The 19,098-nt window shown below is 68.8% G+C and carries 17 protein-coding genes; 14 read left to right on the top strand and 3 right to left on the bottom strand.

Annotated features, from left to right (window positions below; all coding sequences use genetic code 11):
- Window positions 1–59: 59 nt before the first annotated feature.
- The 14 genes from ACI2LP_RS25870 to ACI2LP_RS25805 all read left to right on the top strand — a co-directional run bounded on the left by ACI2LP_RS25870 (window position 60) and on the right by ACI2LP_RS25805 (window position 14,367).
- Window positions 60–689, top strand: coding sequence for an HAD family hydrolase (locus ACI2LP_RS25870; protein WP_404726892.1), 630 nt, complete (start codon window positions 60–62; stop codon window positions 687–689).
- Window positions 690–911: 222 nt separating this feature from the next.
- On the top strand, window positions 912–2,435 hold the full coding sequence (locus ACI2LP_RS25865; protein ID WP_404726891.1) for an AMP-binding protein: 1,524 nt from the start codon (window positions 912–914) through the stop codon (window positions 2,433–2,435).
- Window positions 2,436–2,529: 94 nt separating this feature from the next.
- Window positions 2,530–3,222 carry a TetR/AcrR family transcriptional regulator gene (locus ACI2LP_RS25860; RefSeq protein ID WP_404726890.1) on the top strand — a complete coding sequence of 231 codons (693 nt, stop codon included), beginning with the start codon at window positions 2,530–2,532 and terminating at the stop codon, window positions 3,220–3,222.
- A gap of 385 nt (window positions 3,223–3,607) precedes the next feature.
- Window positions 3,608–4,468, top strand: a complete 861-nt coding sequence (locus tag ACI2LP_RS25855) for an SDR family oxidoreductase (RefSeq protein WP_404726889.1) — start codon at window positions 3,608–3,610, stop codon at window positions 4,466–4,468.
- Window positions 4,455–5,684, top strand: a complete 1,230-nt coding sequence (locus ACI2LP_RS25850) for an acyl-CoA dehydrogenase family protein (RefSeq protein ID WP_404726888.1) — start codon at window positions 4,455–4,457, stop codon at window positions 5,682–5,684. Before ACI2LP_RS25855 ends, ACI2LP_RS25850 begins: the two co-directional genes overlap by 14 nt.
- 1 nt (window position 5,685) lies before the next feature.
- A complete protein-coding gene (locus ACI2LP_RS25845) occupies window positions 5,686–6,468 on the top strand; it encodes an SDR family oxidoreductase (protein WP_404726887.1) in 783 nt (260 codons plus the stop codon).
- Window positions 6,461–7,498 carry a phosphotransferase family protein gene (locus ACI2LP_RS25840; protein WP_404726886.1) on the top strand — a complete coding sequence of 346 codons (1,038 nt, stop codon included), beginning with the start codon at window positions 6,461–6,463 and terminating at the stop codon, window positions 7,496–7,498. Before ACI2LP_RS25845 ends, ACI2LP_RS25840 begins: the two co-directional genes overlap by 8 nt.
- Window positions 7,499–7,510: 12 nt before the next feature.
- Window positions 7,511–8,305, top strand: coding sequence for a crotonase/enoyl-CoA hydratase family protein (locus ACI2LP_RS25835; RefSeq protein ID WP_404726885.1), 795 nt, complete (start codon window positions 7,511–7,513; stop codon window positions 8,303–8,305).
- A 767-nt stretch (window positions 8,306–9,072) separates the two neighbouring features.
- Entirely contained in the window at window positions 9,073–9,198 is a 126-nt protein-coding gene (locus tag ACI2LP_RS25830; protein ID WP_404726884.1) for a hypothetical protein, read from the top strand.
- On the top strand, window positions 9,195–10,082 hold the full coding sequence (locus ACI2LP_RS25825; RefSeq protein WP_404726883.1) for an ABC transporter permease: 888 nt from the start codon (window positions 9,195–9,197) through the stop codon (window positions 10,080–10,082). The genes ACI2LP_RS25830 and ACI2LP_RS25825 overlap by 4 nt, the downstream gene beginning before the upstream one ends.
- Window positions 10,079–10,810: an ABC transporter ATP-binding protein gene (locus ACI2LP_RS25820; RefSeq protein ID WP_404726882.1), complete on the top strand. Its 732-nt coding sequence runs from the start codon at window positions 10,079–10,081 to the stop codon at window positions 10,808–10,810. Before ACI2LP_RS25825 ends, ACI2LP_RS25820 begins: the two co-directional genes overlap by 4 nt.
- A gap of 50 nt (window positions 10,811–10,860) precedes the next feature.
- The gene (locus ACI2LP_RS25815; RefSeq protein WP_404726881.1) at window positions 10,861–11,910 is read left to right on the top strand and encodes an aliphatic sulfonate ABC transporter substrate-binding protein; all 1,050 of its coding nucleotides are present in this window, start codon (window positions 10,861–10,863) and stop codon (window positions 11,908–11,910) included.
- Window positions 11,911–11,963: 53 nt separating this feature from the next.
- On the top strand, window positions 11,964–13,316 hold the full coding sequence (locus ACI2LP_RS25810; RefSeq protein WP_404726880.1) for an LLM class flavin-dependent oxidoreductase: 1,353 nt from the start codon (window positions 11,964–11,966) through the stop codon (window positions 13,314–13,316).
- Between the two features lie 259 nt (window positions 13,317–13,575).
- Window positions 13,576–14,367, top strand: coding sequence for a DUF429 domain-containing protein (locus ACI2LP_RS25805; protein ID WP_404726879.1), 792 nt, complete (start codon window positions 13,576–13,578; stop codon window positions 14,365–14,367).
- 43 nt (window positions 14,368–14,410) lie between these two features.
- Here ACI2LP_RS25805 and ACI2LP_RS25800 read toward each other — a convergent pair whose 3' ends face one another.
- Genes ACI2LP_RS25800 through ACI2LP_RS25790 form a run of 3 tightly spaced genes read right to left on the bottom strand, consistent with a single transcriptional unit; the run spans window position 14,411 to window position 19,092 of the window.
- Complete coding sequence (locus ACI2LP_RS25800) at window positions 14,411–16,903, bottom strand: MAP7 domain-containing protein (protein ID WP_404726878.1); 2,493 nt, start codon at window positions 16,901–16,903, stop codon at window positions 14,411–14,413.
- Between the two features lie 15 nt (window positions 16,904–16,918).
- Window positions 16,919–18,016 (bottom strand): hypothetical protein, encoded by a 1,098-nt coding sequence (locus tag ACI2LP_RS25795; RefSeq protein WP_404726877.1) that lies wholly within the window; start codon window positions 18,014–18,016, stop codon window positions 16,919–16,921.
- On the bottom strand, window positions 18,013–19,092 hold the full coding sequence (locus ACI2LP_RS25790; protein WP_404726876.1) for a hypothetical protein: 1,080 nt from the start codon (window positions 19,090–19,092) through the stop codon (window positions 18,013–18,015). The genes ACI2LP_RS25795 and ACI2LP_RS25790 overlap by 4 nt, the downstream gene beginning before the upstream one ends.
- Window positions 19,093–19,098: the final 6 nt, after the last annotated feature.

The following is a 19,098-nucleotide window of genomic DNA, read 5'->3' as shown; positions in this document are numbered from 1 at the left end:
TTGTCGCATCGGCCGGTGGGATGCCGGCCGCGAGAGAGGGTGTGGATACTGTGTCGAGCGTGGTGGAAAAGGCCCGAACCGCGGTCCTCGTGGACTTCGGCGGGGTCATCACTTCCAGTGTGTTGCGGGCTTTCACCGACTTCGGCGCCGCGCTCGGCGGCGACCCGCGCCTGCCGCTGGACCTCCTCAGCGGGGACCAGCCATCACGCGCCCTCCTGGCCGACCACGAGTGCGGCCGTATCGACGCCGATGCCTTCGAGCGAGGATTCGCCGAACGTCTTCGTGCCCACGGTGCCGATGTGCCCGCCGAGGGGCTCACGGCCCGGATGCAAGCGGGAATGTCGATCGACCAGGACATGCTCGCCCTGCTCGGTGATCTTCGCGCCGCCGGGTATCCCGTTGCGCTGGTATCCAATTCGTTCGGGCACGGAACCTACGACGGTGTCGACCTCGCCGCTGTGGCCGACGCGGTCGTCATCTCCGCCGAGGTCGGGATCCGCAAGCCTTCCCGGCGGATTTACGCGATCGCATGTGAACGCCTCGGCGTCTCCCCCGAGGAGGCAGTCATGATCGACGATCTGCGGCAGAACCTCGACGGAGCGGCGCGGATCGGAATCGGGGGTGTGCTGCACACCGGTGCCGCCGACACCCGCCGCCAACTCGCCGAACGCTTCAGGATCACCGCCTGACCGATCGACCGACCTGACCGGCCGATCGACCAATCGACGGGAGATGGGTCGCGGGGAACGGTCATGCCCGGGATCGGCACCACCCGCAGGGTGGAGCGACAGTGCTCGCGCCCGCCGATTCCGCCGTCGGCTGACTTGAAGTCGAGGTCGGATTCAATTCTACTGGTGGGCGAGGGGGACCCGTACCGCATCAGCTGCTCACATCCCCGGAAGGCACCGCCCATGGCCAGTGTTTTCGACCCGGTCTGCCGCCACGCGGCTGCAATTCCCGACAACATCGCGCTGCGCGGCGGCGCGGATCAGTGGACCTACCGGCAACTGCGCGACGCGAGCGTCCGGTACGCCGCCGCCCTGGCCACCGCCGGCCTGTCCCCGGGGGACCGGGTGCTGCTGGCGGCGCCGTCGGTGCCCGAGTTCGTGGTGGCCTACCTCGGGATCCAGGCCGCGGGCTGCGTTGTGGTGCCGGTCAACACGATGTCCACCCGGGCCGAGGCCGAGTACGTTCTCGGCGACGCCGGGTGCTCGTTGGCGATCGCATGGCACGCCCTCGGCCCCGCCGTCGCCGAGGCGGCCGCGACGCTCAAGGTGCCCTCCTGGACGCTGTCCCCGGGCGCGACGGTCACCGATGCCGACCCCGTCCCCATGGTCGACCGGGACGGCGACGAGACCGCGGCCATCCTGTACACCTCGGGTACGACAGGGCGGCCGAAGGGCGCCCAGCTCACGGTCGGGAATCTGCTGTCCGCCGGGGAGATCGGCGCCGAGTGCAGCCGCGGATCGAGCGCCGACCGTACCGGCACCGGACTCCCCCTGTTCCATGTGTTCGGCCAGGCGGCGGTCATGATGGCGACCTTGACCGCGGGCGGCTCGATGTCGTTGCTGGCCCGGTTCGACCCGGCGTCGATGCTGGAGATGCTGCGCCGCGACCGGCTCACCATCATGGCCGGCGTACCGACCATGTGGAACGCGATGCTGCACGCGGCGGGCGATGCGGACCCGGCGGACTTCGCCCAACTCCGTGTCGCCGTCTCCGGCGGCGCGTCGCTGCCAGGGGAGATAGCCCGGGCCTTCGAGGCCCGGTTCGGCTGCACCATCCTCGAAGGCTATGGGCTCACCGAGACCACCGCGTTCGGCACCTTCAACGACATCGACCGCGGCGGCAAGACCGGGTACACCGGACGGGCGGTCCCGCGGCTGCAGGTCCAGGTGCGTGACTTCGACGGCAACGAGTGTCCGCCGGGTACCGTCGGCGAGGTCCACATCAAGGGATCCACGGTGATGCGCGGCTACTTCAACCGCCCCGCGGACACCGCCGCGGCGATCTCGCCCGACGGCTGGTTCCGGACCGGCGACCTGGGCGAAACGGACACGGACGGCGACCTGCGCATCGTCGACCGGATCAAGGACCTGATCATCCGCGGTGGCTACAACGTCTACCCCGGTGAGGTCGAGGAAGTTCTCTACGAGCACCCGGACATCATCGAGGCAGCCGTGATCGGCGTTCCCGACGACCACTACGGCGAGGAGGTGGCAGCGCTCGTCGCTGCCCGGCCGGGTTCGGAGCTCGGTGCCGCCGAGGTGTCGAGCTGGACACGGGAGCGACTGTCCGCCTACAAGATCCCGCGCATCATCCGGTTCGTCGACGAGCTGCCCAAGGGTCCGAGCGGAAAGATCCTCAAGCGTTCCATCGACCGTACGGAGCTGACCCGCGACCCCGCGCTCGGCGACGCACCCGCCCGCCGGTAACTGAACATCTGGGGCGCCGGTCAGGGCGTCGGCGCCCCTGCGCGCACGTGGCGAATTTGTGACTCCGGTGTCGGATTCAAGTACCCTTTCGGCGATGGATACCACCGCGCCCGAGGAGAGTTACAGCGAGAAGGCACCGCCTATGGCGCCCCTCTCGTCACTTCGCGAGCCGCCGACGACGAAGCGCGGAGCTCGGACACGGGCCGCTTTGGTGAAGGCCGCGCGGAAGGTGTTCGAGAGGGACGGCTACCTCGACACCCGCCTGATCGACATCGCCAAAGAGGCCCACTGCGCGGCGGGATCCTTCTACACCTACTTCGCGAACAAGGAAGAGGTGCTTGCCGCCGTCCTGCTGGAGGCGCAGGAGGACATGATGCACCCCGGCATGGGCCGGGTGCAGGGTACCGACGATCCGTATGCGGTACTCGAGGCGAGCAATCGCGCGTATCTCGAGGCGTATAAGCGGAACGCGAAGCTGATGGCACTGCTTGAGCAGGTCGCACAAGTGGAGCCGGAGTTCCGTGAGTTCCGGACTCGGCGCACGGATGCGTTCATCAGCCGCAACGCCCGCGGCATCGCCGACCTGCAGGCTCGGGGTGTCGCAGACCGTGAGGTCGATCCGATGTTGGCCTCCCGGGCGCTGTCGGGCATGGTCAGCGTCATGGCCTACAACGCCTTCGCGCTCGGCGAAGGGCAAGAAGAAGGTACGCCGGTGGACTTCGAGGAACTCGTCTCCACGGTCACCCGGCTCTGGGCGAACGCCCTGCGGTTCCCCGGCCACCGCTGATCCTGATCCGGCAGTAGCGCCGGCCCGGGCGAGACCGCCGCCGAGGGTCTTCTCCTCTCCTCCACGGGTGCGACGTCGCGCGCAGGCGGATGGGTGAGCCGAGGCGCAGCCGTCGGACGTCAGCAGTTGAAACGACGCGGCGCCGGGCCGTGCCTTGTTCGGTGGGCCCCTCCTACCCCTGGGGCGGACGAACGTGCGGGGACGCCCACCGTGAATTCTCTGTCCGCGGTCCAGTGGGGCGAGGCGACCTGCTCCGCGTGGTGGTGCACTCCGGACGGTTGAACTTGACGTCGGATTCAACTATACAAAGAGGCGGAGGCCACGGTCGCACCATCTCGGGGGACCGTGTCCGGTACCGCACGCCCCGCCATGGAGAGGGTCCGCTGTGAACGTTGCACAAAGAGTCGCCATCGTCACCGGTGGCGGAGGCGGCATCGGCGGCGCGCTGGTCGCACGGCTCGCTCGCGAAGGTGTCCGCATCGTCGTGGCGGACCTTGATGCGGACACCGCGCGGGCGGTGTCGGAGTCGGTCAACGACGACCATCCGGGAAGCACCGTGAGCGCCGGCGCGGACGCGTCGGACACCGCGCAGATCCAGCAGTTGATCGACCTGGCGGAGAGCGCGTTCGGTCCGGTCGACCTCTACTTCGCGAACGCGGGTATCGCCGGGGCACCCGGCCTCGGCGCGAGCGAGCAGGACTGGGACCTCTCGATCGACGTGAACCTGCGAGCCCACATCCGAGCGGCAACGCTGCTGGTGCCTCGGTGGCTGGAGCGCGGCGAGGGCTACTTCGTCAGCACCGCCTCGGCGGCCGGGCTGCTCACCCAGATCGGCTCCGCCACGTACGCCGTCACCAAGCACGCGGCCGTCGGCTTCGCCGAATGGCTGAGCGTCACCTATGGCGATCGCGGGATCCATGTCAGCTGTCTGTGTCCGATGGGGGTGAACACCGGGATGCTGTCCCTGGGGAAGGACTCCGGGGACGCCCTGGGGCAAGCGGCCACGCGGGCCGTCACGTCCGCGGGTGACGTTCTCGAGCCGGCCGAGGTCGCCGACGCCGTCCTCGCCGCGATCGAGGACGAGCGCTTCCTGATCCTGCCGCACGAAGAAGTTCTGGACATGTACCGGCACAAGGGCTCGGACTACGACCGGTGGCTGCGCGGGATGCGCCGCTACCAGAGCTCCCTGCTCGCGCAGGCAAATTTTCCCTCCCTACCCATCAGGAGTTCAGATGTCGCTGTTTGAGACCTCGGACCGCGCCAAGAAGTACCAGGCGGAGCTGCTCGAGTTCATGGCTTCGCACATCTACCCCGCTGAGGCGGTGTACGACGAGCAGATGCGCGCGTCGGGTGACCCGCACTTCCAGCCCCCGATCATCGAGGACCTCAAGGTCGAGGCCCGTCGGCGGGGACTGTGGAACCTCTTCCACCCGCATCCCGATTGGGGGCCCGGACTCACCAACCTCGAGTACGCGCCACTGGCGGAGATCATGGGGCGCAGCCACATCGCTTCGGAAGCGTGCAACTGCAATGCCCCGGACACCGGGAACATGGAGGTGCTCACCCTCTTCGGCACCGACGAGCACAAGGACAAGTACCTGGGGCCGCTGCTCGAGGGCACCATGGCCTCGGCCTTCGCGATGACCGAGCCGGCAGTGGCCAGTTCCGACGCCACCAACATCGAGCTGCGCATGGAGCGCGACGGCGACGAGTACATCCTCAACGGCCGCAAGTGGTTCGCCTCGAACGCGATGCACAAGAACTGCAAGGTGCTCATCGTGATGGGCAAGACCGACCCCACGGCGGCCCCGCATCGCCAGCAGTCGATGATGGTCGTCCCCATCGACGCCACCGGGGTCACCGTGATCCGGAACCTCCCGGTCTTCGGGTACGCCGATCGCGAGGGCCACGCGGAGATCACCTTCGAGAATGTGCGCGTGCCGGCCAAGGACATCCTCAAAGGTGAGGGCGAGGGTTTCGCGATCAGCCAGGCCCGCCTCGGGCCAGGTCGTATCCACCACTGCATGCGGGCGATCGGCGCGGCCGAGCGGGCGCTGGAGCTGATGTGCCGGCGCGCGCAGTCACGGGTTACATTCGGTCGTCCGGTTGCCGAACGGTCCAATGTCCAGGACTGGATCGCGGAAGCGCGTATCGACATCGAGATGATCCGCCTGCTCACGCTCAAGGCCGCGCATCTGATGGACACGGTCGGGAACAAGGAAGCGCGCACCGAGATCGCAGCCATCAAGGTGGCCGCCCCGAACATCGCGTTGAAGATCATCGACCGCGCGATCCAGGTGCACGGGGGAGCCGGAGTGACCGACGACTTCCCGTTGGCCATGATGTACGCGCACCTGCGGACGTTGCGGCTGGCGGACGGTCCCGACGAGGTCCACAAGAGGGCCATCGCCAGACAGGAACTGCGGCAGTACCGCGACGCGGCCACGGCAGCGGTGAACTGACATGGCCGGACTCGATCTCACCGGTCGCACCGCGGTCGTCACCGGCGCCTCACGCGGTATCGGGCTGGCGATCGCCCAGGTCATCGCCGCGGCCGGCGCAAACGTCGTCCTCACCTCCCGGTCCCAGGAGGCGGCAGACGCCGCCGCGGCCCAGGTCAAGGGAACAGCGGTCGGCGTCGGAGCGCATGCGGTCGACGAAGAGGCGGCCCGGCGCTGTGTGGATCTGACGCTCGAGCGCTTCGGAAGCCTGGACATCCTCGTCAACAACGCGGGGACCAACCCTGCCTTCGGGCCGGTCATCGACCAGGACCACGGCCGGTTCGCCAAGACCTTCGACGTGAATCTGTGGGCTCCCGTCCTGTGGACGGGGCTGGCAACGCGGGCCTGGATGGGCGAGCACGGCGGGGCGGTCGTCAACACCGCGTCGGTCGGCGGCATGGCCTTCGAGGCGAACATCGGGCTGTACAACGCCTCGAAGGCCGCACTGATCCATCTCACGAAGCAACTGGCCCTGGAACTCTCGCCGAAGGTTCGCGTCAACGCGGTGGCGCCGGGTGTGGTGCGTACGAAGCTGGCCGAGGCTCTGTGGCAGGAGCACGAGCAGGCCCTGTCCGCCTCGACGGCACTTGGGCGCATAGGGGAGCCTGCCGACATCGCCGAGGCGGTCGCCTTTCTCGTCTCGGACGCCGCGAGTTGGATCACCGGTGAGACCCTGGTGATCGACGGCGGGCAACTGCTCGGTGACGTGCTCCCGTTCAGGCAAGGGGCCGGCATCGGTGTCTAGCGCGGACCTCGCCGGAATCGACGCCGAGGCGGTGAGCCGCTGGTTCGAGACCCTCGGCGTCGACTTCGCCCGGCCGCTGACCTTCGACCGGATCGGGCTCGGCCAGTCGAATCTGACCTACCTGGTACGGGACCAGGACAGCCGCAGGTGGGTGCTGCGGCGCCCACCGCTGGGTCACCTGTTGGCGTCGGCGCACGACGTGGCACGCGAGGCGCGGATTCTGACCGCGCTGGAGGACACCGCCGTCCCGACCCCACGGGTGCTCGGGCTGACCGGTGACCCTGCCGTGACCGATGTCCCGCTGCTGCTCATGGAGTTCGTGGACGGCCAGGTCGTCGACACGATGCCGATCGCGCAGTCGCTGACGCCCGAGCGCCGCCGGGCGATCGGGATGTCGTTGCCGCGGACGCTGGCGAAGATCCACGCGGTCGATCTCGAGGCGACCGGGCTGACCGGTCTGGCCAGCCACAGGCCGTATGCGCAACGTCAGCTGAAGCGGTGGTCGGGCCAGTGGGAGAAGTCCAGGACCCGCGAGCTCCCCGCCCTCGAGGACCTCACCCGGCGCCTTGTCACGGCCGTCCCGGAGCAGCGCGAACTGACGCTCGTACACGGCGACTTCCATCTGCGCAACGTCATCACCTCCTACGACAGCGGGGAGGTGACCGCGGCGCTCGACTGGGAGCTGTCGACGCTGGGGGATCCGTTGGCGGACATGGGCAGCCTGCTGGCGTACTGGCCGGAACCGGGAGAGGAGGCGACCGGGGGCGATTTCGCCGCCTCCGTCCTCGAAGGCTTCCCGGGCCGTGCCGAGCTCACTCAGACGTATCTGACCGAAACAGGCCGGGACCCGGCGGCACTGAAGTTCTGGCACGTGCTGGGCCTGTGGAAGGTGGCTGTGATTGCCGAGGGCGTCATGAGGCGAGCCATCGACGAACCGAGAAACAAGAGCGCGACAGGCACGCCCACCGTGGAACGCATCGATGCGCTCGTGGACAAGGCATGCCGAATCGCTGACGAAGCCGGGATCTGAGAAGGAGTAGTGATGTCCGCCCAGGGCTCGGCGGTGCTGTTCGAGCGCCGCGAACACATCGGCATCGTGACGTTGAACCGGCCCGAGGCGATGAATGCGGTGAACGCCGCGCTCGCCACCGCGCTCGGGAACGTGCTCGATGAGTGCAGTGCCGATCCCGAGATCTGGGCGGTGGTGATCACCGGTCGGGGCCGAGGCTTCTGCGCGGGCGCCGATCTCAAGGCGCTTGCCGCGGGAGTGAGCATCCATGCCGAAGGCCACCCCGAATGGGGCTTCGCCGGTATGGTCCGCAAGTTCATCGACAAGCCGGTGATCGCAGCGGTCAACGGGTTTGCTCTCGGTGGGGGCACCGAGATCGTGCTGGCCTGCGACCTGGCGGTGATCGATGAGCATGCCGAACTCGGCCTCCCCGAGGTGAAGCGGGGACTGCTCGCCGCAGGCGGTGGGGTGCTCCGACTGCAACGCCAGGTTCCGCTGAAGATCGCGCTCGAGGCGGCGCTGACCGGAGAGCACATGTCGGCGCAGACGGCCCTGAAGTGGGGTCTGGTGAACCGGGTGGCTCCGGCAGGGACATCGCTCGAGGTGGCCCTGGGGCTGGCAGAGACGATCGTGGCCAACGCCCCGGTGGCGGTTCAGCAGAGCAAAGCCGTTGTCCACCGTGCCGCGGCATACGGGTCGGACTGGGAGGGCCCGATGTGGGATGAACTGAACGAGGCCGCCGTACGCAAGGTTTTCAGCAGCGAAGATTCGGTCGAGGGACCAGCGGCGTTCGCCCAGAAGCGTCCACCCCGCTGGACGGGTCACTGACTCACTCGTGTCGAGGCCGTATGCCGTGGACCAATCGGCTGCCACGAGCCGGCCGGGGATCGAGCCGGCGTGGAGCACACGGGCCCCGGCGTGGCGGGAGGCGTCAAGGTCGGCCCGGCGGCCCGCGTGGAAGGCGCCGCGGCTCACTCCTGAGGCGGAGAAGTTCCTGGTGTCCGCAATGCAAGACCTATTCCGGAACTTCTTGACCGAAGTGGTGGACGTCTGCTGAACTCCCGTTCCATGAAACCGCGCGTGGACTTGACTCGGCGGCGCCACATCGATCTGGCGCACGTGTCCAGCGCGTTTTGTTGTCGCTGATCCGGAAAGCGGTCCCCGGCAGCGGCCGGTGTGCGCTGAAGGCGCACATCAGGGACAGGCGGTGTGAAGCCGCCCGCACATCGGTGCCTCCCTGCTGGACCGCCGTATCCACTTCCTGAACGCCTCCTTCTCCGGCTCCTCTGTGCCTCTCTCCTCTCCGCTACGGGGAGAAGTGTGTGCGCTCGCGCCGCCGGCCGGCTTCAGGCAGACGAGGTGACGTACCGTCAGGTGCGGCGGGACAGCACCCGCCGGCCGCGGCGGTCGCACGGCCTTCCCCTGTGGATTGACCTGCATTGGGCGCTCCTCGTGTAGTCGTCGGTCGCTCCCGCAGTACGACCGGACCGACTACTGACTCCGCGGTCGTTCGGCCCCGCGTCTCGCCCGTTCACTCCAACTCCCAGACTCTCAGCACCCGGTGGTGCGCCCACTCCTCGAGGGGGGACCTCCTCATGCCTCCGTCCATCCGCAAACTCACCGGCCGCATCTGCGCGGTCGTAGAGGGCGTCGACTTCACGGCGCCGCCTGATTCCTCGACCGCCACGCACTGCACCAGCGTCCTGGAGGTCGGGGCATGACCGAGATCCGCCTCGCAGCGCCGGTCGTCGGGTCGGCTGCCGAGACGAAGAGCGCGCCGAAACGCGAGGTCTTCCTGCCGCGCAATGCCCGCCGCCAGACGCTGTTCAGCACGCTCCGGGGGCGGCTGCGCTGGCCGCTGGGGATCTACACGACACCGGTCGTGATCCTGATCGCCTGGGAGATCCTCTCCAGGACCGGGGTGCTGACGAAGACCTACGCTCCGGCCCCGACCTCCATTGTGAGGTCCGCTGCTGATCTGTGGCAGCAGGGCGTCCTCGGACCGGACCTGTCCATCTCGCTGCAACGGGCCGGTATCGGTCTTGCGGCCGGTCTGACGGTGGGCATCGCCACCGGGGTGCTCGGTGGTCTGCTGCGCAGCGGTGAGTATCTGTTCAACGGCGTCGTCCAGATCCTGAACACGATCCCGCTTCTCGCGGTGCTGCCGCTGATGATCGTGTGGTTCGGCATCGACGAGCTCACGAAGGTGCTCCTGATCTCGTTCGGCGCCGGGGTCCCGATGTATCTCAATCTGTTCGCCGCGATCCGGGGCGTCGACCAGCGTCTGATCGAGATGACGCGGACGACGGGCGCGGGCGCCTGGCGCCTCGTGACACGTGTGCTGGTGCCCGGAGCCCTGCCGGGGTTCCTGGTCGGCCTCCGGTTCTCTCTCGCGTACAGCGTTCTGGGCCTCGTCGCCGCCGAGACGGTCAACGCCGACAAGGGTCTTGGCTTCCTCATCACTCAAGGGCAGACCTATCTCCAGACCAACCAGGTCTTCGTGGGGCTGGTGATCTACTCGCTCCTCGGTCTGCTCGCCGACCAGTTCGTACGGGTTCTCGAGCGGGTGCTGCTGCGGTGGCGCCCCAGTTATGAGGCGGCATGAGCGCCACGGTTGCGACGCAGCCCCGCAGGCAGGCCGGGGTCGTCGTCGAGAAGGTCGTCCGCCAGTTCGGTGACCGGGTGGTGCTCGACCATCTGGACCTCACCATCGCCGACGAGGAACTGGTGGTCCTGCTGGGTCCGTCCGGCTGCGGCAAGAGCACCCTCCTGAGAGTGCTCGCCGGTCTTGACCGGCCCGACGGGGGGCTGGTGGAGGTCCCGGCGAAGCGCGCGATCGTGTTCCAGGCCGACCGTCTGCTGCCGTGGCAGCGGGTTCTGCGCAACGTCACGCTCGGCCTGTACGGACCGGACGCGGAGCGGCGAGCCCGCGACGTACTCGCCGAGGTCGGACTCTCGGGCCGCGAGAAGGCATGGCCCAAGGAGCTCTCCGGTGGCGAGGCCCAGCGGGTGTCGTTGGCGCGGGCACTGGTCTCGGAGCCCGAACTCGTGCTCCTCGACGAGCCCTTCGCGGCGCTCGACGCGATCACGCGGCTGCGCATGCACGACCTCGTGCGGGCGCTGAGGAGCAAGCACCACGCGGCCATGCTGCTCGTCACCCACGACGTCGACGAGGCGATCGCGCTGGCGGATCGCATCGTCGTGATGAGCAACGGGCGCATCGGCACGTCGCACCACGTCCGGATCTCGGCCGCGGACCGCGAAGCGAGCGTCGCACGTGAGGAGCTCCGCTCAACGCTCCTGCACGACCTCGGTCTCGCCAACCAGCACTGATTTCTCCCCTCACTTTCTCTCACCACAGCACAGAAAGCACCTGAGAACCCATGCCCAACACAGCATTCAGGAACTCCAGACTCGTCGGCGCCGTCGGCCTGTTCGCACTGGCGAGCACCCTCGTCGCGTGCGGATCGACGTCGGAGGCCGCGCCGCTGAGCGGGTCGAGCGCCTCCAGCCACCCCGAGTGGAGCAAGTACACCTTCACCATCGGTGACAACGGCGGTGACGGAAGCCAGGCCCTGGCGAAGATCACCGGAGTGTTCGACAACGCGCCCTACAAGGTGAAGTTCGCCCGGTTCACCTACGGTCCCCCGCTTGTGCAGGCTGCCGCGTCGGGCGACATCGACCTGGGAAGCGTCGGCGATGTGCCGCCGATCACCGGTGCCGCGAAGGAGTACGGCTTCAAGGTTGTCGCGGTCAATCGCTCGCTGAGGCCCACCCAGGCGCTGGAGAACATCATCGTGCCGAAGGGCTCGCAGCTGAAGACGCTCGGTGACCTCAAGGGCAAGAAGATCGCCGTACCGCAGGGCAGTTCGGCGCACGGTCTGGCCCTGAACGCGCTGAAGAGCGTCGGCCTCACCCCCAAAGACGTGAAGCTGGTCTTCCTCGACCCGGCGGCCGGCGCCACGGCGTTCAACACCGGCAAGGTGGACGCCTGGTCGATCTGGAACCCGCAGTCGGCGATCGCGGTCAAGAACGGCGCGCGGATCCTGGCGAAGGGCCTCCCGCCGATCGACCAGACGAGCAGCTACTACGTCGCCAGTGACACGTCGCTGAAGGATCCGGCGAAGCGGGCGGCCCTCACCGATGTCCTGAAGCGGCTGGCCCGCGAGTTCGCCTGGGCCGTCAAGCATGAGGACAAGTACGCGTTGGCGCTCTCCCAGGAGCAGGGCATCCCCCTGTCCGACGCCAAGGCGTCCCTGGCTGCCTTCGAGTCCCGGGTGACTCCGGTGGAGAAGTCGGACATCGAGGCGGAGCAGAAGCTCGCCGACGCCTTCCTGGAGGCGGGCCAGATCACCAAGAAGGTCGACGTCTCGTCCATCACCGACAACCTGCTCCCGGCCGGCTACGACAGCTCGAAGCTGAAGGTCGACTGAGCCAGGTCGTCCACCCCAGAACGGACTCCTCTACAACGGAAAGGAGAGCACTCGTGAGCGCGAGACCGCGCCGGCTCCACCTCAACGCCTTCCTCATGGAAGCGGGCCACCACGAGGCATCGTGGCGGCTCCCGGACAGCAATCCACGGGCCGACTTCGACCTGCAGCATTGGATCAGGCTGGCTCAGCTGGCCGAGAGCGCCGCGTTCGACTCGCTGTTCCTCGCGGACGGCCCGGCGCTCATCGGTACCGGCGAATTCCGGCCGCCGGGCCAGCTCGAGCCGCTGACGCTGCTGACCGCGCTGTCCCGGGCGACCAGCAGGATCGGCCTCATCGCGACCGTGTCGTCGACGTACAACGAGCCGTACAACCTCGCTCGTCGGCTCGCGTCGGTCGACCATGTCAGCGGCGGCCGCGCCGGCTGGAACATCGTCACCTCGGCCGGGGCCGACGAGGCGGCCAACTTCGGCCTCGACAACCGTCCCGACCACGCGGAGCGCTATGCCCGCGCCGACGAGTTCCTGCGGGTCGCCAAGGCACTGTGGGACAGCTGGGAGTCCGACGCCGTCGTCGCGGACAAGGCCACGGGACGCTACGCCGACCCTGAGCGGATCCACAAGCTCAACCACCAGGGCAGCCACTTCAAGGTGGCCGGACCGCTCAACGTCGAGCGTCCGCCACAGGGTTACCCGCTGCTCGTCCAAGCCGGCTCCTCCGAGGACGGCAAGGACTTCGCGGCACGGCACGCAGAGGCGATCTTCACCGCTCACCAGACGTACGAGCGCGCGGCCGACTTCTACGGAGACATCAAGGCACGGGCCAAGGCCGCGGGCCGTGATCCGGACGGTGTGATCGTCCTGCCGGGAATCGTCCCGTACATCGGGTCGACCGAGGAGGAAGCCCGGGCACTGGCGAAGCAGTTCGACGACCTGCGCGTTCCCGAGTACGGGCTGCGCCAGCTGGCTGCGGTTTTCGAAACCGAACCGTCGGTGTTCGAACTCGACGAGCCGTTGCCGGACTTCATCCTGGCGCGGCCGAAGCTGGAGGGGTCGCAGAGCCGCTCCGACCTGATCATCGAGCTCGCGGTGCGCGAGGAGTTGACGGTTCGCCAGATCATCTCGCGACTCGGGGGCGGACGCGGTCACTTCGAGTTCATCGGTACTCCCGATCAGGTCGCGGACACGATCACCGCGTGGTTCGAGGGCGGTGCCGCGGACGGGTTCAACATCATGGCACCCGCCCTGCCGTCGGGCCTGGAGACCTTCATCGAGCAGGTGCTGCCGATCCTGCGCGGCAAGGGCCTGTTCCGAGAGGAGTACGAAGGCACGACCCTCCGCGAGCACTACGGGCTCCCGGTACCGGCCAACCAGTTCCACCGGGCACGGACGCAGGTGTCCGCTGTCTGACGCGTTCGGTGCTCCCGCCGCTTCTCGAGGCGGCGGGAGACCGCGGGCGCTCCCCGTCCAGGGGCTGAGCACGACGTACGGAGGCGTCCGGTCTGCTCGGCGGGTACCGGCGCGAGCTCGGCTGGGGCAAGGGAAGTGCGCTCGGGGCCCGCACCGCGGTCGGGCCCCGGTTCCCGGACGGAGCTTGTCCTGCCGGTCTGGCATTGCACGTAGCGCACGGGTGCGGTGGTCTGCCGGTCTGCTGCGGGAGGATCGCGGCATGAGACAACGACAGTCGGTCACGGTGGGGGTCGACCTTGCTGCGAGCGCACGGCGTACGGCTGTGTGCCGGGTGCGCTGGGGCGGCGGAGACGGCTTGGCGGTGGAGTTCGTCGTGCCCGAGGGGGATGAGGGTCTGCTGGCGGTTGTCCGGGCTGCCGACAAGACAGGCCTCGACTGCCCTCTTGGCTGGCCGTCGAGCTTTGTGGCAACGGTCCTGGCCCACCACCGGGGTGAGCGGCTGCCGCCTGCCGTCAGGTTCGAGGAGCGTGCGGACGGGAGGCCCGGTCTGGATGCGCTGCGATTCAGGGTCACCGACGACCTCACCTGGAAGGCAACCTCGATGCGGCCTCCGCTGTCGGTGTCCACCGATCTGCTGGGCGTCGTGGCGCTGCGAGCGGCCTATCTGCTGGATGGACTCGCGGCGACCGGTGTCCCCGTGCCCCGGGACGGGTCGGGACCGGTTGCCGAGGTCTACCCCGCTGCCGCACTGCGGCGGTGGGGGATCCGCCTTCCTGGTAGCTACAAGAGCGCCACGCCCGGAGCGCGTGCCGTCCGGGAGCACATCGTCCGCTCGGTCGAGGCGGGCTTGGGGGTGGCGCTCTCCGAGCCGGTGCGCGGGCAGTGTCTGGACAGCCACGACCATCTGGACGCGCTGGTCTGCGCCCTGGTCGCTCGCGCCGTCCTGATCGGGGACACTCTGTGGCCGCGTTCTCCGGACGAGCGCGCGGCCGCCCGGCAGGAGGGCTGGATCCACCTGCCCGGTACGGATCTGGCGGCCCTCCGCCCCTGACGACTGACTGAGGATCGCCCCCGCGCGCCCGGGCCGGCCTGCTTCAGGGACCGCCAGGGCCGACGGCGAGGTCGGAGCGCTGCCACAGCTCCTTGATCACGGGCTCGAGAACAGTGCGCGGCAATGCCGCGAATTCCTCGTCGTCGGCACAGAAGATCAGCTCGTGGACAACGCGCCAACCGACGGGGTCGGATCCGGTGACAAGTTCCTGCAGGACCCTGCCGGTGTCTTGGGCATGTTTTTCCAGCAAGGGCCGAAAGAGCCAACGGAACAGCCAGCAGGCGGCCCAGAAGTGCCACTCGTCGTCCGTCTGCCGGTATACCTCCCCTATCCACCGTTCGTCCCGGAGGAGGAATGCGGAGGACAACGCCACACGGCACAGCGCCTCGATCTCCTCGTTGGAGCGCTGAATGTCACGCAGAGCTCCAAGGATCAGGTTGCGCTCGTAGTGTGATGTCCTGGACCGAAGTCGCCCCACGAGTTCTTCGTCCGTGATCGTCTTCAGTTTCTTCTTGACGTCATTCTCCATGTAGTCCGAAGAGGGCTCCCTTTTGGCGAGTCTGGTTAGTTCTTGGGTCAAAGTCGCGCTGTCCTCCGCCGACAGCGCACGACGGCTCGGCAGCTTCCTGGGGAGTTTGTGCACCTTCAGCTTGGCCGGGGGTGTCCGAAGCAGGAGGGGACGTGCATCGGCGATGGGCGGCGAAACAGCAGGACGAATGAGTGCTGCCGACGAATGGGGCGGATAGTCCGGCTTGTGGGGAAGCGGCTCAGGCGTGGATGCCCCGGACCGGTGCGGGTTGAAGTCGTAGTGATGCGACCTCCCGCCGTCGGTCAGCCCTTCGAGGAGAGCCGTGGTGCTGTCTCCCGGAACCTTCTGCGAGACCGGCAGGGAACCTTCCACAGGACGCGGTTCGCCCGCGGCCGGCCCGCCCTGAGCGCTCCGGCCCGGCTCGGCAGGCCCCTCGGGCGCCGGTGGGGACATCCGCGACGGCACGGGGTCGAGCGGCGCGGCCGGTTGCGGGTCGGTCAACCGCTCGGCGGCAGGCGGTTGCTGGAGGAGGGGCGGCGGCCGACGAGCGACGGTTGGCAGCTGTCCGGAGCCGGAAGGCTGCTGCGGAGCCGAACGCTCACTGAGCTGATGGACCGACGGAGCTGAGGGAGAAGGCGGCGACAGCGGCTGCTGCCGAGCGGCACGTTGCCTCATCTCCTCCTCTTCCTGGTCCTCCAGCCGACGTAGTTGCTCCTGTCTCCGCTGCTCCTCGAGCTCCCACTGTCTTTGCTGCTCAGCCTGTTCTTCGAGCTCGCGTTGTCTGCGCTGCTGTTCCAGTCTCTCGAGCTCGCGTTGTCTGCGCTGCTGCTCCAGCTTCTCGAGCTCGCGTTGTCTGCGCTGCTGCTCCAGCTTCTCGAGCTCCAACTGTCTGCGCTGCTCGGCCATTTCGTCGCGCTCACGCTGCTCGGCTTGCCGACGCCGCCACGAGCGCTCCGCCTCCTGCCACGCCCCCTGCTCCGGCTGCGCACGTGTCAACTCCGCGGGTGTCTCCGCCGCCGTGGGCTCGACCGGCCTGCGGTCCGGGAACAACGCCCACTCGATCGCGTCGTAGCGGTCCTCGTCCGGAAGCAGGGCGGCCTCCCGGATTCCGCGCAGCACCGGCTCGTACGGTTCCTGTGGCCTCTGGCGGAGCGCCGCCCGGTAGTGACCGACCAGGTCCCTGGCGCACCGCGCCGCCCGGTCGTCTCTCCGCTCGTCGACGGCCACCCGGGTGAGCCCTGGATCCTGTTGCGCCGACGCGAGCCACGCGCGGACGAAGGTCACCCGTGTCGGGTGCGAGTCCAGCGTGTCGTACGTGGCGTACGTCCAGCCTCCCGGCAGCCAGGTGCCGAAGATGTCGCGCAGCCCCCAGAGCGCGAGCAGCGCCGGGTCGGGGGTGTCGCCCTCGGCGCCGGCGTCCGGCCGCTTCTCCCGTGCTTGCGCGACGGATGCGGCCAGTTCGGCATGCAGCACGGACACGCGTCCTTCCGGGGTCCGCAGCAGCTGCGCGACCAGGGGCACCAGGGCGTCGAGGGCGTACGAGACACCGTGCACGAGTCCGGGCCTCGCCGCTGTGGCCGCCTCCGACAGCGCCGCCCTGCTGAGCGGGTCGATGTCGCCGCTCACCTCGTCGATCCAGGCCGGGTCGGCCCAGGGCACCGCCGCGATGGCCAGGCAGAAGCCCGCACCGAGCTGCTTGCCGGGGCCGACCAGTGCGTGGCATACCGTGGAGCGGCGGCCCCGCTCGTCGCGCGCCGAGCGGCGCCTGAGCAGGACGGCACGGTTCCCGAACCTCAACCGGACGACGCTGGTCGGCACATCGTCCCCCTCCACGCGCAGTACGGGAGCGAACTCCTGCGTCAGCTGCCGCGCGAGCTCAGGGGCGCAGGACTGGGCGACTGCGGCGATCCCTGCACCCGTTGAGCCCTGGTTGCCGGCCCACCGGAAGACCACGTGGTCCACCCGGTCCGCCTGGCCGCCCCCGCCCGAGCGGGCCGGCTGGTCCACCTGTTCCACCCGGCGTCACATCCCCACCGCGTCGGGCCCGTCGGCATCGCCCTCGCCGAGGACGCCGCACATCGCGAGGACCGACACCAGGGGCTCGAGCACCCGCCGCGGACGAGTGCCGTGCACGAAGCTCCCGTCCTGGTCGGCGCTTCCGGTGGCGGACGCGAAGTGCAGCGTGCAGCGCAGCGTCGTGTCGAAGGGGCGGACCCAGGCGGCTCCTGCCTGACTGCGCAGGAAGGCGTATGCGTCGCGGCTCTCCTGACGGAACTCGGAGGCCGACAGCCGGACACGCGGCGGTTCGTCGAGCCAGCGGTCCACGGGCGGTTCGAACCTCAGCAGGTCGCACTTGTTGATGACGACGGCTGACGCCACGCTCAGATAGGAACCGTCGCGCGGCAACCTGTCGAGGACCGTACGGAAGGCGGGGTCACCGCCCTGTGCGACATCCAGCTGGCCGCGGAGCGGGTTCAGATAGGGCGTGGGCAGCGCCCGGAGCGGATCGACGACGAAGATCAGCGCGTCGATGCCCAGGAGGAAGCGCAGCAGGGCGTCGGTGCGGCGCAGGTCCTCGCCGCTGAGGTCGAAGAACGCGACCGGCCACGTGGTGCCGTCGGGCCCCGTCAGCAGCAGCGCATCCTCGAACGAGGCGAACGTGGTGGAGACGGTGTGCGACAGCATCTCGCCGGCCCTCAGCGGGACGACGCGCTTCTCCATGAATTCCTGGTGCTGCTGCGGGTTGACGGACTGCCAGCTGACGCCGAACGGCTCGAGGCCGCCGTCCACGATCGCCCCGATCATCTGTGTCAGCAGGTGGGTCTTGCCGGTTGCGGAGTCACCGACCATGGCGACGGTCAGCGGCCTGCCGTGGCTGAGGTACGGCGCGGCGATGTAGTGCGGCTTTCCGTCGATGACGTTCCCGCAGCGCTGGTACGCGGAGCGCAGAATGTCGGCCCTGCGCAGCGGACTGGTCTGTCCCGCCAGTACGAGCTGCTTGTACTCCTGCTTCTCGTTGCGGGTGTAGAGCTGCCCTTCGTCGTATGCGATCGGTTCCAGGCAGTAGGGGCACAGCATGTCCTCGGCTGAGCCCGCGGCCGAGTTCATCGGTACGGTCATCGGTGTTGGCCCCCTTCGCGGCTGTCGGTGTCGCGGGTGGATGTGCTGCCCCCGACGAACCAGTGCCGGCGCTGCTTGCGTGGCGTGCGCGGTTCGTACTCGAGCGCGACGGGCGCGGCCGGGGAGATGTCCGGCAGGTATTCCATCGGGACGGCGGAGTAGGGATCCGGCGGCGGCGCGGTCGGCCCGGGGAGTGCCGCGTGCTTGCGCCGCATGGCCTCGTCGAACTCCCTGCGGTGCGGTTCGAGTCCGTCGGTGACGCCCGGGGCGAGGGACCGCACCTGGGTGCCGGGATGCAGCAGTTCGAGAAGCTCGTCCACGGTGGGCCGGTCCGTCGCCCTGGGCCGGAAGACGCCGCCCAGGGTCTGCTCCAGCGAGCGGTGGGAGCTCAGCAGGGCCGTGGGGCCGTCGGGGCTGCCCGGACGTCCGGTGACCAGCTGGTGCATCACCTGTCCGACGCTCCACAGGGCGTCTCTGGGGTCGGTCTCCCCGGTGCCCGCCCGCTGTTCCGGAGACGCGAACGGCGACACCCCCCATGGATCGCGGGGGCGGCGGGCACGCGTGCTGGAGCCGAGGTTCCACAACTGGATGCGCTGCCCGTCCCAGCGGACCGCCGCGGGCATGATGCCGCGATGCACCAGCCCTACGGCCTCCATCAGCCCCACTGCCAGGACGAGATCCCGCTCGATGGTGAGCTGCTCACCGGTGGACACGCCCTGGGTGTGCGAGGAGATGGGACGTCCTCGGGGCCCCGCGTAGATGGCGTACGGCTCCTCGGCGTGCATGTCGTATCCGACGAGTACGGGGAACAGACTGCGAAACGATGTCGTGCCGTAGGCGCGCTGCAGGGTCAGCGCCGTGCTGATCTCCGTCTCCAGCAGGCCGTAGGCCGTGTGATCCTTGGCGTTCGACGACGGCAGCCGTACCTGCAGGCCCTTCCATTCGTCACCGAGCTGGACGGCACGGGCCATGGCCGGCGGGCTCACCAGGCGCGGCAGATCGGGGCCGAAGCGGGCGAAGGCAGAACGCAGAGTGCCCTTCTGCGAGATGAAGGTGAGGTCCTCACCACTGGTCACGGCTGT

Source organism: Streptomyces sp. NPDC019890, assembly GCF_044903445.1.
Classification (GTDB): Bacteria; Actinomycetota; Actinomycetes; order Streptomycetales; family Streptomycetaceae; genus Streptomyces.
The sequence above is the reverse complement of the archived record's forward strand: the minus strand, read 5'-3'. Positions and strand labels throughout refer to the sequence as shown.